The sequence below is a fragment of the Roseibium sp. JB4-4 genome, assembly GCF_055693425.1.
Map to the genome: position 1 here is coordinate 880,189 of NZ_CM146333.1, position 18,217 is coordinate 898,405.

At 54.7% G+C, this 18,217-nt stretch carries 14 protein-coding genes; 2 read left to right on the forward strand and 12 right to left on the reverse strand.

Features of this window, described 5'->3' with window-relative positions; genetic code table 11:
• Positions 1-81: 81 nt before the first annotated feature.
• The 3 genes from ACZ1HV_RS04005 to ACZ1HV_RS04015 form a co-directional block, all read right to left on the reverse strand.
• Positions 82-3,648 (reverse strand): hypothetical protein, encoded by a 3,567-nt coding sequence (locus ACZ1HV_RS04005; protein ID WP_472717386.1) that lies wholly within the window; start codon positions 3,646-3,648, stop codon positions 82-84.
• 34 nt (positions 3,649-3,682) lie between these two features.
• A complete protein-coding gene (locus tag ACZ1HV_RS04010) occupies positions 3,683-4,153 on the reverse strand; it encodes a toxin-activating lysine-acyltransferase (protein ID WP_472717387.1) in 471 nt (156 codons plus the stop codon).
• 188 nt (positions 4,154-4,341) lie between these two features.
• The gene (locus ACZ1HV_RS04015; protein WP_472717388.1) at positions 4,342-6,333 is read right to left on the reverse strand and encodes a sensor histidine kinase; all 1,992 of its coding nucleotides are present in this window, start codon (positions 6,331-6,333) and stop codon (positions 4,342-4,344) included.
• Between the two features lie 33 nt (positions 6,334-6,366).
• Between ACZ1HV_RS04015 and ACZ1HV_RS04020 the strand changes: the two genes are divergently transcribed.
• Complete coding sequence (locus ACZ1HV_RS04020; protein ID WP_298814206.1) at positions 6,367-7,020, forward strand: response regulator; 654 nt, start codon at positions 6,367-6,369, stop codon at positions 7,018-7,020.
• Positions 7,021-7,109: 89 nt separating this feature from the next.
• On the opposite strand, the gene ACZ1HV_RS04025 is transcribed toward ACZ1HV_RS04020, so the two are convergent.
• From ACZ1HV_RS04025 to ACZ1HV_RS04035, 3 genes are all read right to left on the reverse strand, one after another.
• On the reverse strand, positions 7,110-8,174 hold the full coding sequence (locus ACZ1HV_RS04025; protein WP_298814208.1) for a TRAP transporter substrate-binding protein: 1,065 nt from the start codon (positions 8,172-8,174) through the stop codon (positions 7,110-7,112).
• Positions 8,175-8,186: 12 nt separating this feature from the next.
• Positions 8,187-9,560, reverse strand: coding sequence for a TRAP transporter large permease (locus ACZ1HV_RS04030; RefSeq protein WP_472717389.1), 1,374 nt, complete (start codon positions 9,558-9,560; stop codon positions 8,187-8,189).
• Positions 9,561-9,738: 178 nt separating this feature from the next.
• Complete coding sequence (locus ACZ1HV_RS04035) at positions 9,739-10,176, reverse strand: TRAP transporter small permease subunit (protein WP_298814212.1); 438 nt, start codon at positions 10,174-10,176, stop codon at positions 9,739-9,741.
• 666 nt (positions 10,177-10,842) lie between these two features.
• On the opposite strand from ACZ1HV_RS04035, the gene ACZ1HV_RS04040 reads away from it, so the two are divergent.
• Positions 10,843-11,385: a peroxiredoxin gene (locus ACZ1HV_RS04040; protein WP_298814214.1), complete on the forward strand. Its 543-nt coding sequence runs from the start codon at positions 10,843-10,845 to the stop codon at positions 11,383-11,385.
• A gap of 65 nt (positions 11,386-11,450) precedes the next feature.
• Here the strand turns inward: ACZ1HV_RS04040 and cydX are convergent, their stop codons facing one another.
• The 6 genes from cydX to ACZ1HV_RS04070 all read right to left on the reverse strand — a co-directional run bounded on the left by cydX (position 11,451) and on the right by ACZ1HV_RS04070 (position 18,077).
• A complete protein-coding gene (gene cydX / locus ACZ1HV_RS04045; RefSeq protein WP_298814216.1) occupies positions 11,451-11,573 on the reverse strand; it encodes a cytochrome bd-I oxidase subunit CydX in 123 nt (40 codons plus the stop codon).
• Between the two features lie 12 nt (positions 11,574-11,585).
• Positions 11,586-12,743, reverse strand: a complete 1,158-nt coding sequence (gene cydB, locus ACZ1HV_RS04050; RefSeq protein WP_298814218.1) for a cytochrome d ubiquinol oxidase subunit II — start codon at positions 12,741-12,743, stop codon at positions 11,586-11,588.
• 6 nt (positions 12,744-12,749) lie between these two features.
• Complete coding sequence (locus tag ACZ1HV_RS04055) at positions 12,750-14,351, reverse strand: cytochrome ubiquinol oxidase subunit I (RefSeq protein WP_472717390.1); 1,602 nt, start codon at positions 14,349-14,351, stop codon at positions 12,750-12,752.
• 263 nt (positions 14,352-14,614) lie between these two features.
• Positions 14,615-16,300 carry a thiol reductant ABC exporter subunit CydC gene (gene cydC / locus ACZ1HV_RS04060; RefSeq protein ID WP_472717391.1) on the reverse strand — a complete coding sequence of 562 codons (1,686 nt, stop codon included), beginning with the start codon at positions 16,298-16,300 and terminating at the stop codon, positions 14,615-14,617.
• Positions 16,297-16,944 (reverse strand): ATP-binding cassette domain-containing protein, encoded by a 648-nt coding sequence (locus ACZ1HV_RS04065; protein WP_472717392.1) that lies wholly within the window; start codon positions 16,942-16,944, stop codon positions 16,297-16,299. Before ACZ1HV_RS04065 ends, cydC begins: the two co-directional genes overlap by 4 nt.
• Positions 16,941-18,077 carry an ABC transporter transmembrane domain-containing protein gene (locus ACZ1HV_RS04070; RefSeq protein WP_472717393.1) on the reverse strand — a complete coding sequence of 379 codons (1,137 nt, stop codon included), beginning with the start codon at positions 18,075-18,077 and terminating at the stop codon, positions 16,941-16,943. Before ACZ1HV_RS04070 ends, ACZ1HV_RS04065 begins: the two co-directional genes overlap by 4 nt.
• Positions 18,078-18,217: the final 140 nt, after the last annotated feature.

An 18,217-nucleotide genomic window follows, 5' to 3' on the forward strand; every position in this document is an offset into this window, starting at 1 on the left:
TGCTGACGGAACTATCCGGGCACAAACAAACAGGGACGATCGATTGACCGTCCCTGTTTGTGTGTTCACTGCCAATATGGATCAGATAAAATCCGTGTCCGGAACTGATACCTGGACCGCGCTTGTGCCATGAGCAAGTGCAGTTGTCAGGTCAGACGCAACAGCATCACCTTCAGCACCCCCGAAGGAACCGAGAGTGTCGGCAGCTCCGTCAAGGAGGTTCATGATGTCTGCAGATGCAAACACATCTGAACCGATGGAAACGCTTTCGGCGCTTACAGAAACACCATCGTCCCAGTCCGGCTGATCGTAGATCGCCTTCAGGTCAAAGGCGAAACTGTCAGCTCCCTGAACAACTTTCAACCACTCAACGGCGGTCGTGTCATCGTCCATGCCATAGACAGTGGCAACCGTCTTGTCCTCAACATGGATTGCCAGTTTGTCGGCCGTTTTCGTGAAGCTGAACGTATCCTCTTCAAATCCCAGGAGTGTGAAGCTGCGCAATTCGATGACGTCATTGCCATCAGGTGCCTGGCTGATTTCATCGATTTGCGGAATGTCGACACCGAAGGATTCCAGGAAGGACTGGACACCATCGGTTGCGCGTTCGGCAATCTTTGCTTCGCCATCTGCCCAAATCGCATAGACATCGTCTCCAGCTTCACCTGAAAGGAAACCCGTGCCGCCAAGAACGTCATCGCCAGCACCGCCCAAGGTGACATTGGCTTTGACTTCATAAGAACCGAAGCCGTTAACACCAAATTCCGGGCTAAAGGCGGCAGCCACGTCGAGCACGCCTGAAACCGGTTCTGTGATGTCCTTTATAGCGCTTACCGTGCTTGTGAGTGCGGACCGGAAATCCTGAACCAGCGGCACATCAGAAAGCATGTCGTGGATCATGATCTTTGTGAAATCGACCACATCGAGAATAACGTCCGATCCAGAACCACCGGAATACAAGTTGCCGGCACTAATGGCTGCAATCTCGACAGGGTCGCCATCATTGACTTCTTCGTTCAACTCCAGGGAGTCAATCAGATCATCGAGGCTCTCGCCTGTGAGGATCAAATCGTCGCCGGCACCTCCCATTACCAGGGAGTTGGTATCGGCTGTCGCAAAGGCGATATCGTTGTCGTCGCCGCCATGGACTATCGTGCCGGGACCACCTGCGATCATCAAATCTGCTCCGTCGCCACCAAGCTGTGCGGTCACGACCAACTCGTCCGGCAAGGCACCGGTCACGCTGGCCTTGCGGTTGCCGTTCGCATCCTTGTCGTTGCTGAACTCGAGTGTCGCCGCAGCTTCGTCACCCAGGGAAACGCCAAGCATTATGTCGGTTCCTGCGCCGCCATACTGGAAGGAGACAGCCCCCTTAAATTGTGGTGCAATAACAGTGGCTGCTGCCACCATGACATCTGACCCGTCGCCACCGAACTGTGCCACGCCCTGACCGCCACCAACGATGATATCATTGCCAGCATCGGCATATTGAAGAACACCAACACCGCCGCCGATCATGACATCATTGCCTTGACCCATGACCTGCGTCGTCAGGGCGCCGGCGCCAAAGGCAAAATCCTTGCCGGATCCGCCGAATTGGAGATTGTTGGTACCACCGCCGATCAGAACGTTGGTGCCGCCACCTTCTGTTTCGAAATGTTCATCGAAATTCTCGATAACTTCAGCGAACTTGCCATCGTCAAATCCGAGATCTGAGGGGATCGCGCTCCACAAATGGTCTCCAAACTGAATGTTGTTCGCGCCGCCAGCCATCAAGAAGTCATGGCCGGAACCGCCGATCTGGATATTCGCACCGCCAACCGCAAACAGAGCATCATCGCCGGCACCCCCGTGTTGCAGGTTCAGGCCTGCTACACCGACAAGGATATCTTCGCCGTCACCGCCAAACTGTCCGACATTTGTTCCAAGACCGAACATCTTGTCATTGCCGCCATCGCCGAACTGCAGATTGCCGGCACCAGCTGCAGCCAAAAGGTCTTCACCTTCGCCACCAAACTGGATGTTCGCCGCACCGAGCGCTTTCAGCTTGTCATCACCGGCTCCACCAAACATTGTGTTGACGCCGCCAAGCGCGAACAAGTCATCTTCACCGGCACCGCCGTGAACGACATTCACACCACCGATCGCGGTAATTGTATCGTTGCCGTCATCACCGTGAAGAACGTTGACACCACCGGCAGCCTTGATTGTGTCGTTCCCGGTGCCGCCATTGGCAACGGTTGCGCCTCCCACGGCTTCGATCAAATCATTGCCGGCATCGCCATGAATGACATTGGAGACACCATATCCATAGATGGCGTCATCATCCGCTCCGCCATACATGACATTCGAAGCACCGCGACCTTCCATATGGTCTTCGCCATCTTCACCGTGCATGACATTGGATGCACCGCGACCATATACTTCATCGTTACCGTCACCGCCGCGCATGACATTGGAAAGGCCTTTGCCCTCCATGACGTCAGCACCGTCGCCGCCATGCATGACATTCGAGGCGCCATGACCTTCCATATGATCATTGCCAGCGTCACCATGCATCACATTGGAGGCGCCATAACCAAACATCTCATCGTCGTGATTGCCTCCGCGCATGATGTTCGATGCGCCTCGGCCTTCCATATGATCTTCGCCGTCATTTCCGTTCATGACATTGGAAGCGCCATAGCCAAACATGTCGTCGTTGCCGGTTCCACCGTGCATCACATTTGAAAGACCGTGGCCTTCAATGTGGTCATCGCCGCTGTCGCCGTGCATGATGTTCGAAGCGCCGTAACCGTACATGTCATCGTCGTGATTGCCTCCGCGCATTTCATTCGATGCACCGCGGCCTTCCATATGGTCTTCACCGTCATTTCCGTTCATGACATTGGAAGCGCCATAGCCAAACATGTCGTCGTTGCCGGTTTCGCCGTGCATCACATTTGAAAGACCATGGCCTTCCATGTGGTCATCGCCGCTGTCGCCGTGCATGACGTTCGAAGCACCGTAACCGTACATCTTGTCATCATGAGCGCCGCCATACATGACATTGGAAGCGCCACGGCCTTCCATATGGTCGTTGCCGTCCTCCCCTTTCATCACGTTGGAGGCTCCGTAACCCTTCATGGTGTCATTGCCGGTTCCGCCATACATCTTGTTAGAAGCGCCGTAACCGTAGAGGCCGTCGTGGCCAGAGCCGCCTTTCATGATGTTGGTTGCGCCATATCCATAAAGACGGTCGTTGTAGCTGCCCCCGTCCATATCGTTCCAGATGCCGCGGCCGTACATATAGTCCGTGCCGGATTCGCCGCGCATGACGTTCTTAGCGCCATAACCGTAGAGATAATCCGTACCGGTTCCGCCATACATGCCATTGTAGCCGCCATAGCCATAAAGCTTGTCGGTGCCGCTTCCGCCATAAAGGTAATTTGTTGCGCCGTAGGCCTTGATCTTGTCGGTTCCGGAACCGCCATAGAGATAATTCAGTGGCGCCCAGCCTTCGATGTAGTCATTGCCGGAACCGCCATAAAGCTTGTTGCGGATAGCTGAGTATCCATAAAGCTTGTCATTGCCGGAGCCGCCGTCCTTGTTGCCGTAAAGACCGTACAATTTGTATGTCTGATGAATGCTTTTTGAAGAAGAGCCCATTTTGAAAGTTCCTTAAAATAGAGAAATGAATGGATCACGCCGCAAAGGCGCGGGCTTTTACAGAACGGCCGTTTTGATCTAGTCCGGGATGCTGGACGATGCGCAGAACGCGGCCTTTTGCATCACGCCGGACCGAACGAAGCGCACGTTCGGGAAATACGGTCCGTTTCAGATCTCGCGCGGTCGCAAAACCGTCGCCAAAGGGCGCGATGAAATCGATCACCACCGGGTTGGAACCGTTGTTCCATTCCTCAGGGGCTGGGACGTGATTTTCGTGAAGAACAGCCCGTTCCGTTTTCTCGTCGAGCCAGGCCCAGGTTGCGAGCGCAACGGGCAATCCGCCGCGCCGCCAGATGCGAACCTGACCAAGCATGAGCGGCGGCAAGATGAGGCCACCGACTTCGGCAATGGTGCGGTCCTTGTGCAAGGCGCTTTCAGCCATTAGGGCTGTCGCCTCGCCAAGCATGGCGAACGTCACTTCCGGGGTAGGTTGCAATTGGGCCATTGTCTCAGCTCCTGACAGCGTTTCCGTTGTCAGAAAGCTAAGATCGGCGGGAACTACCCGGTATGGGGTAGATCCCCCATTCGTGCCCAACGCATTTGGATTTCGCGCCGACAAAGCTCAAGCGCACCACGATCACAAACGCCCCAGATGCTGGCGACTTCTTGTGCAGTTGCTGCACAATTCCACTGTCAGCCTGAGAACGCTGTTGGAATTCTCAGTGAAAAGAGTGTTCCACGCCCCGGTTCGGATGAAACATCAAGCAATAGTCCATTTTGCGAGGCCAGGTCCATGCATATGGCAAGACCCAGGCCATGGCCTTCGCTGTCCTTTCCCGATTTCCAGGCCTTTCTGAATTGTGTCAGTTCGGCCTCGCTCATGCCGGGGCCCGTGTCGATGACCTGCAGCAGTACGTTATCACCCCGACGTCTGACACCGGCAAGCACTTTGCCCTTTTCGGTATACTTGATTGCGTTCGACACCAGGTTCGAGGCAATGCGCATCAACGCCAAAGGCTGAACTGAAATCTGGACGCTGGATTCGACGATTACGAGGTTGAGGTCCTTTGAAGTGGCCTCATCCCGAAACATCTGACCAACGGTCTCAAGGATTAACGAAATTCCGTATGGTTGCGGATCGGACTGATCCCGATCGAGGTCGTTATCCGTGCTCTCATCCGCCATATCCGGGCGAGCGTCTTCAAGATGCTCCAAGGCAAGGTTCTGGATATAGTCGAAAGCCTCGTGCAAGCGCGCGCGCGTTGCACCTGTCTCGTCGCGCGTCATTGCCTCCACGGTCATACGAAGCGCGCTCAAGGGTTGCTTGATATCGTGTGACATTGTCGCCAATTGGAGCTGACGCTTCTCAGCCAACTCGCGAACACGCGAATAATTCTGCTCGGCTCTCAGAAGTTCCCTAGCGACATCCGCCTCCTTGCGCACCGCTTCAATTTCCCTGTTCAGCGCTCTTGCATGTTCGCGCCGCAATTCGACGAGCCCGGTGGAAAGACCCGCCATGACGCCAAATGCCAGTGTCGCGTAAACACCCTTGATGAACCAGGGAATGGAGATTTCCTCGATACCCATGCGGAAAATCGCCAGAACAATCACCAGGGTGAAACCCGTTATTGTAATGGCCGTGACCCAGCGAACCACCCGCTTGCGCGCACCGTTGAATGCATCCCACTGAAAAACGGCATAGACCTGAGCAAGCAGCATGCCGGCAAGGAGAACGTAGCTGAACGGGGCCATGAATTCGGCAGGCAGGAAGAAGACAAAAACAATCGCACCCAGTGCTCCGGCGCTCGCCCAGAACAACTGCATATGAAAACGCTGCCGGCTTGCATACCGCCGCAGAGACAGCCCTGCGCAAAAATAGCCCTGCGCGATCACCAGTAGCAGAAGGACAAGCCCGACCGACAAATGAATGTCAGGCAGATCGGGATAGAGCCAACGGAAAGGAAAATTATCCAGATAGGAGACAAATCCGAGCCCCAGCATCAAGAGCAGCGCATAGGAAAACTCCACGATGCTTTTCATCGCGATGCTGAAGGCGAAAAAGAATATCAGGCAAGAGCCGAGAAAGGCATAAAAGCCGGCTAGTTTCAGTCCACTCGCGAATGCATTTTCCTGATGTACGGCTGGCGGCTCCAAGGCGAAATCGACTTCTTCAATTGCGCCGTGAACCATTCGCGTGGCGACAATCGCTTCTTCGCCAGAACCGAGCACAATCGATGCGCTGCGAAGGCGAGACATGCTGTAATCGTCAGGATTGAACGCGCGGCGTATGTCGTGATTGAGAAGTTGTTCGACTGTACCATCCGACCTGATGAGGAATACGTCGAGTGCAATCAGGCCGTAGATATCGGACGCCAGGAACCATCCGGAATGGGTCTGAGCAGGGATAGGTTCAGGGCCCTTTATGGCAAGCAGTCCCCAGATCCCCTGATAAGGAACGACCTTCGCTGCAACTCCTTCGAAGCTGTCCGACAAACCGCTATCTTTGAATTGGGCTGCAAGCTCAGCAAGCGCCTGCTTCCTGTCTTCCGCAAAGCTCATGGATTCACCGACATTTTCGACAGGCCGGTTGTGTTTGAGTTGTAGTGTTTGCGGTGCAGCTGACGCTGCAACGGTTGCGAAAACAACACTCAAGCAGACAAGGAAATATGCTATGACTGCTCTCACGCCGTCCCCTTCACCTTTTTGGTCGAGCATACATTGTCGCAGTCCCGCTTTCATGCCGTAATTGCTGATGATCATGCAATTGTCCGCGCCGGATTGCGCAGCGCTTTGGAAACCCCGGGTACAGTCGAACCGGACGGCATAGAAGTCGTGGCTGAAGCCAGCGACGGACTGCAGGCAATTGCTGCCCTACGCCAGCACCGTCCTACGTTGCTCATTCTGGACGTCCAGATGCCCCATGCAGGCGGGTTGGAGGTTCTGGTGGAGGCAAGAAGATGGTCGCCGGAGACAAAGGTCGTCGTGTTGACCGGCGTTTCGTCCATCGGCAAGATTGGTGAATTGGTCGCCAGTGGCGTTGATGGTCTTTTCTCAAAAAGCGAAGACCATGATGAGCTGATCCGCAGACTGCCGAATATCTTGCGCGGGCATCGCCACATTGCAGCGCGTTTTGAAACCATGCTCGAAGATGCTTCGGATGTGCCGATACTGTCTGATCGCGAAAGACAGACTCTCAATCTGATTGTCTCCGGCCGGTCCAACAAGGAAATTGCTGAAACACTTGGCATCAGCGCTAAAACAGTCGACCGCCATCGCACCAATCTCATGAAGAAACTTGATGTACATTCTGTCGCGCAGCTGATTGCCTATGCCCTGCGCGAGGGCCTGATTGACCCTTCTGTCGAGCTGTAGTGAATTCAAAAACAAACTGAATTCTGTATCCTGGGTAAGCGATCCCACGCGTCAATATCGCGGGATCGCTGCCTTCAGGAACGAGTTAATCAAACTCTTTGAGTAAAGGTCGCAGCCTTGACTTCGATTGCGTAGTCCTTCGCGAGCGCAAGGAACGCATCATAGCTTTTTTGCACTTCGGCAAATTTCGGGTTGGCCGCGGCATTTTCAGCCATGACTTCCGAAACAGCCGGTTTAAGCGCTGCCATCACATCGTCTGGGAATGCGGCAAAGGTCACACCTTCGTCCTTCAGTTTCTTCATGGCGACAGCGTTGAAATAGTCAAACTGAGCCGTGGTTTCGACCGAGACAGCCTCTGCCGCGTTGGCAATCACTGCCTGCAGATGTGCCGGCAGACCGTCATAGGCATCTTTGTTGACCACGATTTCCAATGCAGCAGAGGGTTCGTGGAAAGCCGGAACGTAACAATACTTTGCAACCTTCTGCAGACCAAAGGCCTGATCGAGCATGGGCCCGACCCATTCTGCCGCATCAATTGCTCCCGACTGGAAAGACGGAAAGATTTCCGGAGGCGGCAAGAGCACCGCATTGACACCAAGCTTGCGCATGGCCTCACCGCCGAGACCGGCGATGCGCATGTTGAGACCTGCGAGATCGTCGAGGCTTTCCACCGGGTTCTTGAACCAGCCTGCGGCCTGTACGCCGGAACTGCCGGAATAGAACGGTTTCAGACCACGCTCAGAGTAGATGCTGTCCCAAAGATCCTGACCGCCGCCGTAACGCAGCCATGCAGTGGTTTCCACTGCGGTCATACCGAAAGGCACCGCGGAGAAGAAGTGCAAGGCGGAGTTTTTGGAGGCCGCATAATAAGGCGTTGAATGGCCGATTTCAGCGGTCCCCTGCTCCACCGCGTCCTCAACACCGAACGGCGGCACCAATTCGCCGCCGGAAAAAACCTTCAAGGTGAGCTGACCATCTGACATTGCAGCGACGCGTTCAGCGAAAGACGTCACATTGGTACCAACACCGGGGGCCTTTGCAGGAAAGGAGGTCGGCAGTTTCCACTCGACCTTGCCCTGCGCAATTGCCGGGGCGGCCAGCATGGTTGCGGGCGCAGCAACTGCGCCGACTTTCAGGAAATCGCGTCTTTTCATTTCAACTTCTCCTCAAAACAAAACAGCGGGCAACCAGGTGGCAAGCACCGGAAACGCAATGACCACGGCAAGCGCCAGCAATTGAATTGCGACAAACGGGATGACCGCAACGTAAATGTCGGACGTCCGGATTTCCGCCGGGGCCACAGATCGAAAGTAAAAGAGCGCAAAACCAAAGGGCGGCGTCAAGAAGGATGTTTGCAAGTTGAGCGCAATCAGCACTGCAAACCAAACCGGACTTATGTCCGATTGCAGGATGATCGGCCCAACGATTGGCACCACAATGAAGATGATTTCGACAAATTCCAGGATAAATCCCAGCAGAAAGATGACCAGAAGCGTCAAAACGAGCATTCCATAAGCGCCGCCAGGCAGCGCCTGCAAAACTTCGGCGACATGCTCATCTCCGTCAAAACCGCGAAAGACAAGCGACAAAATGCTGGCAGCGATCACAATGCCGAAGATCATCCCCGTAATCGACACCGTTTCGCGCAGCGCAGGTATCAGAACGTCTTTTTTCAGCAGCGAATTTGCAGCCGCCAACAAGAAACAGAAAGCCGTCATCGTCAAGGAGACGGAAACGATTGTCGCGCCCGACCAAACGATCTTGCCGCCGGCAAATTCAAGCCCGAAGACCCCTGCCCTGCGCAGAACCAAGAGCAATACAGCCAGTATCGCGCACGCAATCGCCAGACGTGCGCCAGAACCTCCCCGGCCCGAAGCGGCAATCAGGACAGCACCTGCCACCCCGACCGATGCTGCCTCAGTCGGTGTTGCAACACCGAGGAGAATGCTGCCCAGAACAGCGACGATCAATCCGAGGGTCGGAGCAATGCTCCCAATCAGCTCAAGAACCGAGACCTTGTTCTCGTCTGCATCCAACCGGTCCGCCGCAGGAGCACCGCGCAGGCGAAAAAGCACATAGGCGGCATAAAGCAGGACAAGCAGTAGTCCGGGCAACAACGCACCGGCGAACAGATCCCCGACCGTGACCGGATCCGGGGCAAAATTTCCGGCTTCCTGTTGTGCCTCGAAATAGGCGTTGGATATCTGGTCACCCAGCAAAATGAGGACGATTGAGGGTGGAATGATCTGGCCCAACGTGCCGCTGGCGCAGATCAGCCCGGCGCTCATGTGCTTGTTGATGCCTGACGAAAGAAGCGCCGGGAGCGTTATCGTTCCCAGCATGACGATGGTAGCGCCGATGATGCCCGTTGACGCCGCGATCAAGGCGCTCACCAAAATGACAGCAAGGGCAAGCGATCCCTGATTGCCGCCCAAAGCGTCTGTCAGGCTTTTGAGCATCTTCTCGGCCTGCCGCGATTTCTCCAACAAGAGGCCCATAAACACGAAAAGCGGCACGGCCAGCAGCAGAGGATTGGACATGACCCCGAAGACACGCTGCGGCGCAGCTTGAAAAAGACGAGATCGAAGTGGCCAAAACTTGCCGCGAGCAATGCAACAAGGGTGGGTGCTCCGGCGATTGCCAGAAGTACCGGGACACCGGAGAGAATGCAGCCGAAGACGGCCATGGCCATTACCAGCAACCAGACAACATCCATGCTCATTTGAAGGCCTGCCGGACAACACCGATCAGCCGTTGAAGGCAATGGAGGATCACCAGGGCCGGCAAGATCAGCAAACAGGTCTTGACCAGGAACAGTCCCGGGAGTCCACCTGTCTCCGGAGAGCCTTCCAGGATGACCCACGAGCTCTTCACGAGTGGAAATGCCGCCCAAAGCATGATGCCGAAAACCGGAAGCGCAAGAAGAAGATCTCCCAACCAGTCTATGCGTCGATTGATTGTGTCGTTCCATTTTTGACGAAAGACATCGACACGCACGTGATTTCCCCCGTCAAACGCGACGATCACAGACAGGGCCACCAGAGAGGCAAAGGCATAGTTGACAGCATCTTGTATCTCCAAAAAGCCGAAACCCAGGAGATAGCGCATTAGGACGATCAGCAATTGTCCCAGAAAAACAATCGCTGTGAGCACCATGCAAATCCATCGGACGGTATTGAAGATCCCTTGCATCAAAAGTCCGTTCCAACAACTTCCGTCCAACAGCGTACCCAATTGTCGCATCTGAAGCGGCGCCCAGACCGGGTGCAGATTAGTCGGCTGAATTGGTCATGTATAGAAGCATTTGACTTCGCAGCCACGATAACCCCCAGACGAAAATCGGCCCCCTTGCCATAAAGTTAGAGCACGCTGCCAATTCCTATTTTCCATAAACCGGCAGCTCCATAAACCACGCCCGGTTCAGGCTCATGCAGTTTCGTCAGAAACCGACGTCGCAGTTCGTCAATCGCCCGGCTGATTTTGTGTTCGACAATTAGCAGCAAGACCTTTGCACCGCACAAATTGCTTTGTCACTCGAGACCATGCGTGGGCATCCAGGGGATATGAACTCATGCAGTCAGAAAACTTTTCACCAATAATTCATATTCTTACCGGAGTTCATCATACCCAGTTTCCACAGCTTTGACCGCTGCTAATGCACCTTCATGCCTTGTCGCAACGCAGCAATTGCGATACCCGCCTTTGCTAGACGCTGGCAGGACCGCGTTGTCGCTTTCTCCTTCCTCCTCCTGGAGTGAAGTGGCTTCCTCCCTGCGGAAATCCGGCGTCTTCCGGTTTTTGAATTCATTCAGGAGTCCTTCAATGCTCGGCAAAAAAGTTCCCTTCGTTACTTTTCGCACCCGTGTCCGTGACGTTTCAATCGATGGTCCGAACCCCTTCCGTTGGGAAGACAAAACCAGCGATGACTATTTCAAGGGCAAAAGGGTTGTCCTGTTTTCACTGCCGGGAGCGTTCACGCCAACCTGCTCTACATTTCAGCTCCCGGATTTCGAGAAACTCTACGCCGACTTCCAAGCCGAAGGTGTCGACGAAATCTACTGTGTTTCAGTGAACGACGCGTTCGTTATGAATGCCTGGGCCAAGGCGCAGGGCGTGAACAGCGTCAAAGTCATTCCTGATGGATCGGGAGAGTTCACGCGCAAGATGGGCATGCTTGTCGCCAAAGACAATCTCGGCTTTGGAATGCGTTCGTGGCGTTATGGCGCTGTTGTCAATGATGGTGTTGTCGAACAATGGTTTGAAGAAGAAGGTTTCTCCGACAATTGTGAAAGCGACCCCTACGGCCTGTCTTCCCCGCAAAACATTCTTGAATCATTGCGCACTGACAAAGTCAAAGCCGCATAGATCGGAACTGGCTATTGTCTGCTTGTGGAAAGCCCCGGATTGAGAGATCCGGGGCTTTTCTTTGTCTATCGACTTGTGTCTTCCAGCCGCCGACGCTCGTCTTCACTGCGCAGTTCCAGCCACATGGCGTTCAGGATTGCCAGGCAACACGCTAACGGCATCCCAAGGATCCAGGCAAAATACCACATCAGTTCATCTCCTCAGTATGCCGTGTGATTGTCGCGCTCGATGGTTTCCTCATCCACCTTGCCCCACAGGACCTTGTAGACCCAGGCCGTGTAAACGAGAATTATCGGCAGGAAGATCAAGGTCACGACCAACATATTGAACAGCGTTCGATGCGTTGACGATGCGTCCCAGACCGTCAGGCTGGCTTCGGGCTGAACCGAAGACGGCAGAATGAAGGGGAACATGGACACGCCAACGGTGGAAATGATCCCGAAGACCGCGGACTTGGAAAACAAAAAAATCGTCATTTCGAGCCGGGTCTGCAGGAGCAACATTGTGCCCAGCATTCCAACAAACCCGAGCCCTGGTGCAAGCCAGAGGATGGGGTGAGCCGCATAATTGATCATCCATGCGCCACTTTCGGTGACAGCCTGTTTGGCCAGTGGGTTGGCCTGCATATTCGGGTCAACTTCCGAGGTAATCCTGAAGCCTTCGACATAGCCGCTGGCAACTAGATAACCACCGATCGCGAACAGAACGATACCCAGAGCAGATGCAAGCGTGCCGAACCGCCGAGCCCGTGCCGCGATATCGCCCGAGGCACGCATGACAAGCCAAACCGAACCGTGCATCACAAGCATTGCGACAGACAACAAACCACAAAGAAGCGAGAATGGTGAAAACAGGCCAAAGAACGACCCTTCATAAGTCATCCGCAGGTCGGAATCGAGACTGAAGGGAACACCGAGCAACACGTTGCCGACTGCAACGCCGAAGACCAGTGCGGGCACAAAGGAGCCGGTGAATAGTGCCCAATCCCAGGCAGTGCGCCAGGATGGATCCGGCCTTTTCGACCGGTATTTGAAGGCGACAGGCCTGAGGATCATGGCTGCAAGCACGATGAACATCGCCAGGTAAAAACCTGAGAAGCTGATCGCATAGAGTGGCGGCCAGGCCGCAAAGATCGCGCCACCTCCCAGAATGAACCAGACCTGATTGCCTTCCCAGGTCGGGCCGATGGTGTTGATGACAACACGCCGTTCAATGTCGGTTTCAGCTACAAACGGCAGCAGCGCTCCGACACCCATGTCAAAGCCATCAGTGACGGCAAAGCCGATCAGCAGAATACCGAGAAGCAGCCACCAGATCATTTTCAACACTGAGTAATCGATCAATTCGTAGAGGATCATCGTGTCTTACTCCGCAGGGACGGTGGCTGAAGATGGAACCGGCTGCATGGATGGCGGCGGGGCCACAGCTTCCTCCCCGTCTTCCGGTCCAATCTTGATGTATTTGATCATCAGGCTGACCTCGATCACCAGAAGTGTCGTGTAGAGGAGGACAAACCCCGCCAAAGTGAGAAGGACCTCGGTTACAGAGAGATTGGAAACAGCTGCGGACGTCGGCAGCATACTTTCGATGATCCAGGGTTGGCGGCCATATTCGGCTACAAACCAGCCCATTTCGCACGCGATCCAGGGTAGCGGGATCGACCATACGGCAACATGAAGCAGCCAGCGGCGTTTCTCACGCAACGTATCCAGTTTTCCGGAGGACGAATAGTAGAAGAACACGGTCGTCAGCAAGATGAAGAAAAAGCCGCAAGCAACCATTATCCGGAAGGCATAGAACATCGGCAGCACGTTCGGCACCGTCGACCAGGCAGCAGCGTCAACCTGCTCCGTTGTTGCCTCCATCGGATTGTCCGTGAAAGGAAGGAGCAAATAGGCATAACCAAGGGAGTTTGCGTTTTGACTGAAGGTTTCGCGCAGTTCTTCACTCGCCTCAACCGGGTTTTCCCGGATCTTCTGGAGCGCATCCCAGGCGATCGCTCCCTGCCGAATCCGGTCCTTGGACCGATCCACCAGATCGTTGATACCTGGAATGACAGTGTCGAGCGAACGCGTCGCAATCAGACCCATCACATAAGGCACTTCGATCGCGAAAATATTCTCCCGCTTTTCCATGTCAGGCCAGGCAATCACATTGAATGCTGCGGGAGCCGGCTCTGTTTCCCACATGGCCTCAATGGTTGCGAGTTTCATCTGCTGGTTCAGATTGGCCTCATAGCCGCTCTCGTCACCCAGGACGACGACCGACAATGCGGAGGCAAAGCCGAAGGCAGAGGCAATAGCCAATGAGCGTTTGGCGATCTGCAGGTGCCGTCCTTTGAGCATGTACCAGCATGAAATGCCGATCATGAACATGGCAGCGGTCACATAGCCGGCCGAAACCGTGTGAACGAACTTGGCTTGTGCAACGGGGTTGAACAGCACGTCGAAGAAACTGCTGACCTCCATGCGCATGGTATCTGGATTGAAGATCGCACCGACCGGATGTTGCATCCAGCCGTTGGCGATCAAGATCCAAAGCGCCGAAAAGTTCGTCCCAAAAGCGACTGCCCAGGTGGCGGCAAGGTGTTGGCGCTTGGAGAGCCTGTCCCAGCCAAAGAAGAACAGGCCGACGAATGTCGCCTCCATGAAGAAAGCCATCAGCCCTTCAATTGCGAGCGGTGCGCCGAAAACATCTCCAACATACTGACTGAAATAGGCCCAGTTCATTCCAAACTGGAATTCCATTGTCAGGCCGGTTGCAACACCAAGCACAAAATTGATTCCGAAGAGCGTTCCCCAGAACTTGACCATGCGTTTCCAGATCTCGCGCCCGGTCATGACATAGACCGTTTCCATAGTTGCGAGCAGGATGGATAGGCCAATCGTCAAAGGAACGAACAAGAAGTGGTAGAGCGCTGTCATGGCAAACTGAAGCCGGGACAGGTCAACGACGCTTAGTTCCATCGTATTCCCCCTTATCGGGCCTTAGCGGCCCGAGCACGAAGCTTAGGATGAAAACTCACGTCACAAGCCGGTGCGGCAAGGCTTCCCTGTCGAAGACGAATGAAATCGCGCCTGCCAATCCCGTCAAAGAACCGACTTGTCAAATGAGTCTTCACATGAAGCAATCGTGCCCCGGCCATCTTGCAAGGTCAATGCGACAGATCGTAAACAACAACCTGAAATAGCAGAAAAGCGGAAGATAATCCTTTGATTTTTGGAAAGAATTATCTCACCTCTTCGCCCGATGCGGCCTGAAGTGCACGCAGGTTGACAATGCGATCCGCCAAATCAAGTTCGCATTTTTTATGTGCAACAATCAGAACGGCTGCTGAGCCGCGGTGAGAATTGAAGCGATCCAGCACTTCCTTGGATGTCCCTTCGTCCAGTCCCTCGGTCATCTCGTCGAGAATGAACAAATCAGGGCGGGTCAGAAACGCCCGTGCCAGTGCGAGCCTTCGTTGCTCGCCGCCGGAAAGGCCAACACCTCCTTCGCCCAGAATTGCCTGAAGACCCTCGGCATTTCGGGACATACGTTCACCCAGTGCGGCCTTCTCAAGCGCAGCCCAAAGTTCCCCGTCGCTGGCAAGAGGCGCTGCGATACGCAAGTTTGCTGCAACCGTGTCATTGAAAAGATAGGCTCGCTGGGACAGAACTGTGACGGACTGGCGCAGCGTTTCTTCAGGAAGACTATCGAGCGAGCGGCCTGCCAGGCATATTCGCCCGCGGTCCGGTGTCACCAATCGTGAAGCAAGGGCAGCGACGGTGCTCTTGCCGCATCCGCTTCGGCCAGAGAGCGCGACTACCTCTCCCGCGCGTATTTGGAAGGAAACGTCATCAATGACGTTGCCCGTAGCACCCGGATACCGAAAGGAGACCTTTTCGAAGGCAATTGCGTCAGTACCAACCTCCAGCGCCGCGTCGATTTCCTGCACTTGGTCAACCGACTGAACCGCATTTCCTGCCCATACCCGATTGACGGTTCTCCTGGCAGCCAAAGCAATTCGCGGCAGACCGGCAAGGCCCGGGAGCATCATCGAGAAGATCTCCGGAAGCGCCATGACGACGAGAACCAGTCCAACGGCTGTCGCAATTCCGAATCCACCTGATGCTGCGCCTAGCACCGCGGCCATCAACACGGCCGCCAGGAACAGCTGTCCAATCAAGGTTGAAGCCGCTGAAAGCCAAGTTGAACGCTCTTCAAGAGCTTCATGCGCCTTGGCTTGACGATCGTCAGCGATGGATACTCCGCGCGCTGCCTCGTTCAAACCACCATAAATTGCAAGATCCCGCCGCCCTGCAATCAAGTCTGCAGCACGCAGTCCAATGGCATCAGAGGCAGCATCCTCCCGGCGCGCATTTTTGCGATCAGCCTTAGCAAAAGAAATCCAAGCGAGCACTGCCCAACTCGACAGAAAGACAGAACCGACCAGAAAGAGCTGAAACGAAAGCGTCCACCAGATGAGGGCCAACAACAGTGCCAAAATGGCGGCAACCAGCAATGGAACGACAAGACGCAAATAAACCGTATCCAGAGCGGCGATATCCAGAGTAAGCCTGTTGAGCACCAAACCTGAACGTTGACCGCGTTCGTTGCTATGAGCGATTGCTGAAAAGACACGATCTCGCAAACCGGTCAAAAACCGGAATGTCGCATCGTGTGTCAGAACGCGCTCGCCATATCTGCCCGCAGTTCTGATGATCGCAAGCGCGCGAATGATGGCACTTGGAACAAAGATGTTGAGGAACGCTCCGGTTGTTCCTGCGATTGCTGCTGCAGTGATGAACCAACCTGAGACCCCGAGCAGCAAAGCTCCCGCAAGAGCCGGCAACAGAGCGACCAGAATTCCGACAGCAAAATGAAACCGGCTGTATCTGTATTGCTCAAGGATTATCTGCCACACCGTTTTCATGTTGCGGCCAACTCAGCTCGATAGCACAACTTTGCAACATCAACCTTCCTGCCCGGCAAACGAAGCACCGTTGGATCATGCGTCGCGATCAGGCTGGTTCGTTCTTTAGAAAGTGTTGCCAGTCCGTTGATGACATCGGCCGCGGTTTGCGGGTCAAGTCCAGCCGTCGGCTCGTCGGCCAAGAGCAATACTGCATCCTTGCGCATTGCCGCCCTTGCAAGCGCAACGCGCCGAATTTCACCAACAGACAGGCCGAACCCATCCTCACCCAATTGAGTCGCCAAACCATGCGGCAGTCGCTTGACCAACTCTCCTGCTCCGGCCAGACGCAAGGCAGCATGGATTTCTTCGTCACTGACCCCCTCCCTGTTCCGGATGCCTTTGATCAGATTGGCCTTCAAGGAACCGTGGAACAGACGGGGTGACTGGCTTAGCCACATCACACTTTCGCGCAACGGAACCACGGCGTCTGCTAGGCGATGGTCCCCAATCCGGATTTCTCCCTTGGCGGGTTGATGAAAACCCAGAACGCAATCAAGCAAGGTCGTTTTCCCGCTTCCGCTGTCACCTGTGAGAAAAAGTGTCTCGCCTGCGAGGATTTCTAGGCTCAGATCCACGAATATCGGGTGGTCGGAGTGGTTCACCGAAACCTCAACAAAGCGAACAGTTGGCGGCGAAAAAAGAACGGGTCGGGTCGCCGCTTTTTCAATGACCTTGCCGAAGAACACGCAACATTTTCGCCAGTTTCATCGATAAGGTCAGCCAGCTTTTGCTGTGCCGCCAAGCCTGCGGCCCGGTCATGATACGCGACGGCAAATGCTCTGAGCGGCGCAAAAAACTCCGGCGCCAACAACAACACAAAAAGGCCCTGTGCATAGCTCAACGGAGCCCCCCATGTGCCTACTTGAAACTCGCCCAGTAAAGAAAACCCTACATAGACCGCACAAAACGCAATCCCGAGCGCTGAAAACAGCTCCAGAACCGTCGACGACAGAAAAGCGATTTTCAGGACGCGCATCGTGCCAAGTCGGAACGCATCCCCTGCCCGGCGAATATCTTCCCGCGTTCGATCAACAGCACCGAAAAGTCTGAGCGTTTCCATGCCTTTGATACGATCGAGCAAAGTACCACTCATCCGGGTTAGTTCTTCTTGCCTGTCGGCACTTGCCGCCTTTGCGCGAGAGCCTATCAGTGCCATGAAAATCGGAATCATCGGGCCGCTGACAATCAGGATCAATGCGGCCAACCAACTGAACCATAGCGTCACAAGAACGATTGCCACAGGCACGAATTTCAACCGCATCACCTGTGGAACATAGTTTTGGTAATAAGGTCCGAGCAGATCTACCTGTTCGCCAATATGAACCGCAAAGGCCCCTGAAGTGGGAAACGGCAATGCCGGTGAGCGTGAAACCGCAACGTTTAGCAATTCGTTCCGTGTCCGGCTCTTGATTTGGCGTGCGACGAAGCGAGACCTTTTTTGTGCTGTGACCTGAAGCAATACGCGGACAATCGCAACCAAGCCAACCAACAAAGCCATGAGCGTGAGATAACTGAAGGCAAGCTGAACCTCCCGCCCGTTTGCAACACTGAGAGAAGACAATGCTGAAGCGAGCGCACTCGCGATCAGACCTGCCTGCACAATCCAGAGCGCATCGGACAGCACCAGCAAAAGCCCGGCTCTCCGCAGGAGGTTGTTTTTCTGAGTTGTCGATTGTCCGATACCGGGTTTGATCTCCGAGTTTATTACAGCCTCCCCATCCAATGCCTTATTCATTGGCCATCATTTGACCGACCGATCTTAGGACTAGTGCAATTCTGGCTCAGGACAACATCTGCGCGCCGGTTTTGACCTCATAGGTAAAGGTACTTTTGACGGAATACCACATGCTCTTTCTCCAACTGCGGACATGGTTT

Coding starts and splice junctions, on each gene's coding strand:
- ACZ1HV_RS04005 (WP_472717386.1), bottom strand. CDS start 3,648: ATGGGCTCTTCTTCAAAAAGCATTCATCAGACATACAAATTGTACGGT.
- ACZ1HV_RS04010 (WP_472717387.1), bottom strand. CDS start 4,153: ATGGCCCAATTGCAACCTACCCCGGAAGTGACGTTCGCCATGCTTGGC.
- ACZ1HV_RS04025 (WP_298814208.1), bottom strand. CDS start 8,174: ATGAAAAGACGCGATTTCCTGAAAGTCGGCGCAGTTGCTGCGCCCGCA.
- ACZ1HV_RS04030 (WP_472717389.1), bottom strand. CDS start 9,560: ATGTCCAATCCTCTGCTGCTGGCCGTGCCGCTTTTCGTGTTTATGGGC.
- ACZ1HV_RS04035 (WP_298814212.1), bottom strand. CDS start 10,176: ATGGTGCTCACAGCGATTGTTTTTCTGGGACAATTGCTGATCGTCCTA.
- ACZ1HV_RS04040 (WP_298814214.1), top strand. CDS start 10,843: ATGCTCGGCAAAAAAGTTCCCTTCGTTACTTTTCGCACCCGTGTCCGT.
- cydX (WP_298814216.1), bottom strand. CDS start 11,573: ATGTGGTATTTTGCCTGGATCCTTGGGATGCCGTTAGCGTGTTGCCTG.
- cydB (WP_298814218.1), bottom strand. CDS start 12,743: ATGATCCTCTACGAATTGATCGATTACTCAGTGTTGAAAATGATCTGG.
- ACZ1HV_RS04055 (WP_472717390.1), bottom strand. CDS start 14,351: ATGGAACTAAGCGTCGTTGACCTGTCCCGGCTTCAGTTTGCCATGACA.
- cydC (WP_472717391.1), bottom strand. CDS start 16,300: ATGAAAACGGTGTGGCAGATAATCCTTGAGCAATACAGATACAGCCGG.
- ACZ1HV_RS04070 (WP_472717393.1), bottom strand. CDS start 18,077: ATGAATAAGGCATTGGATGGGGAGGCTGTAATAAACTCGGAGATCAAA.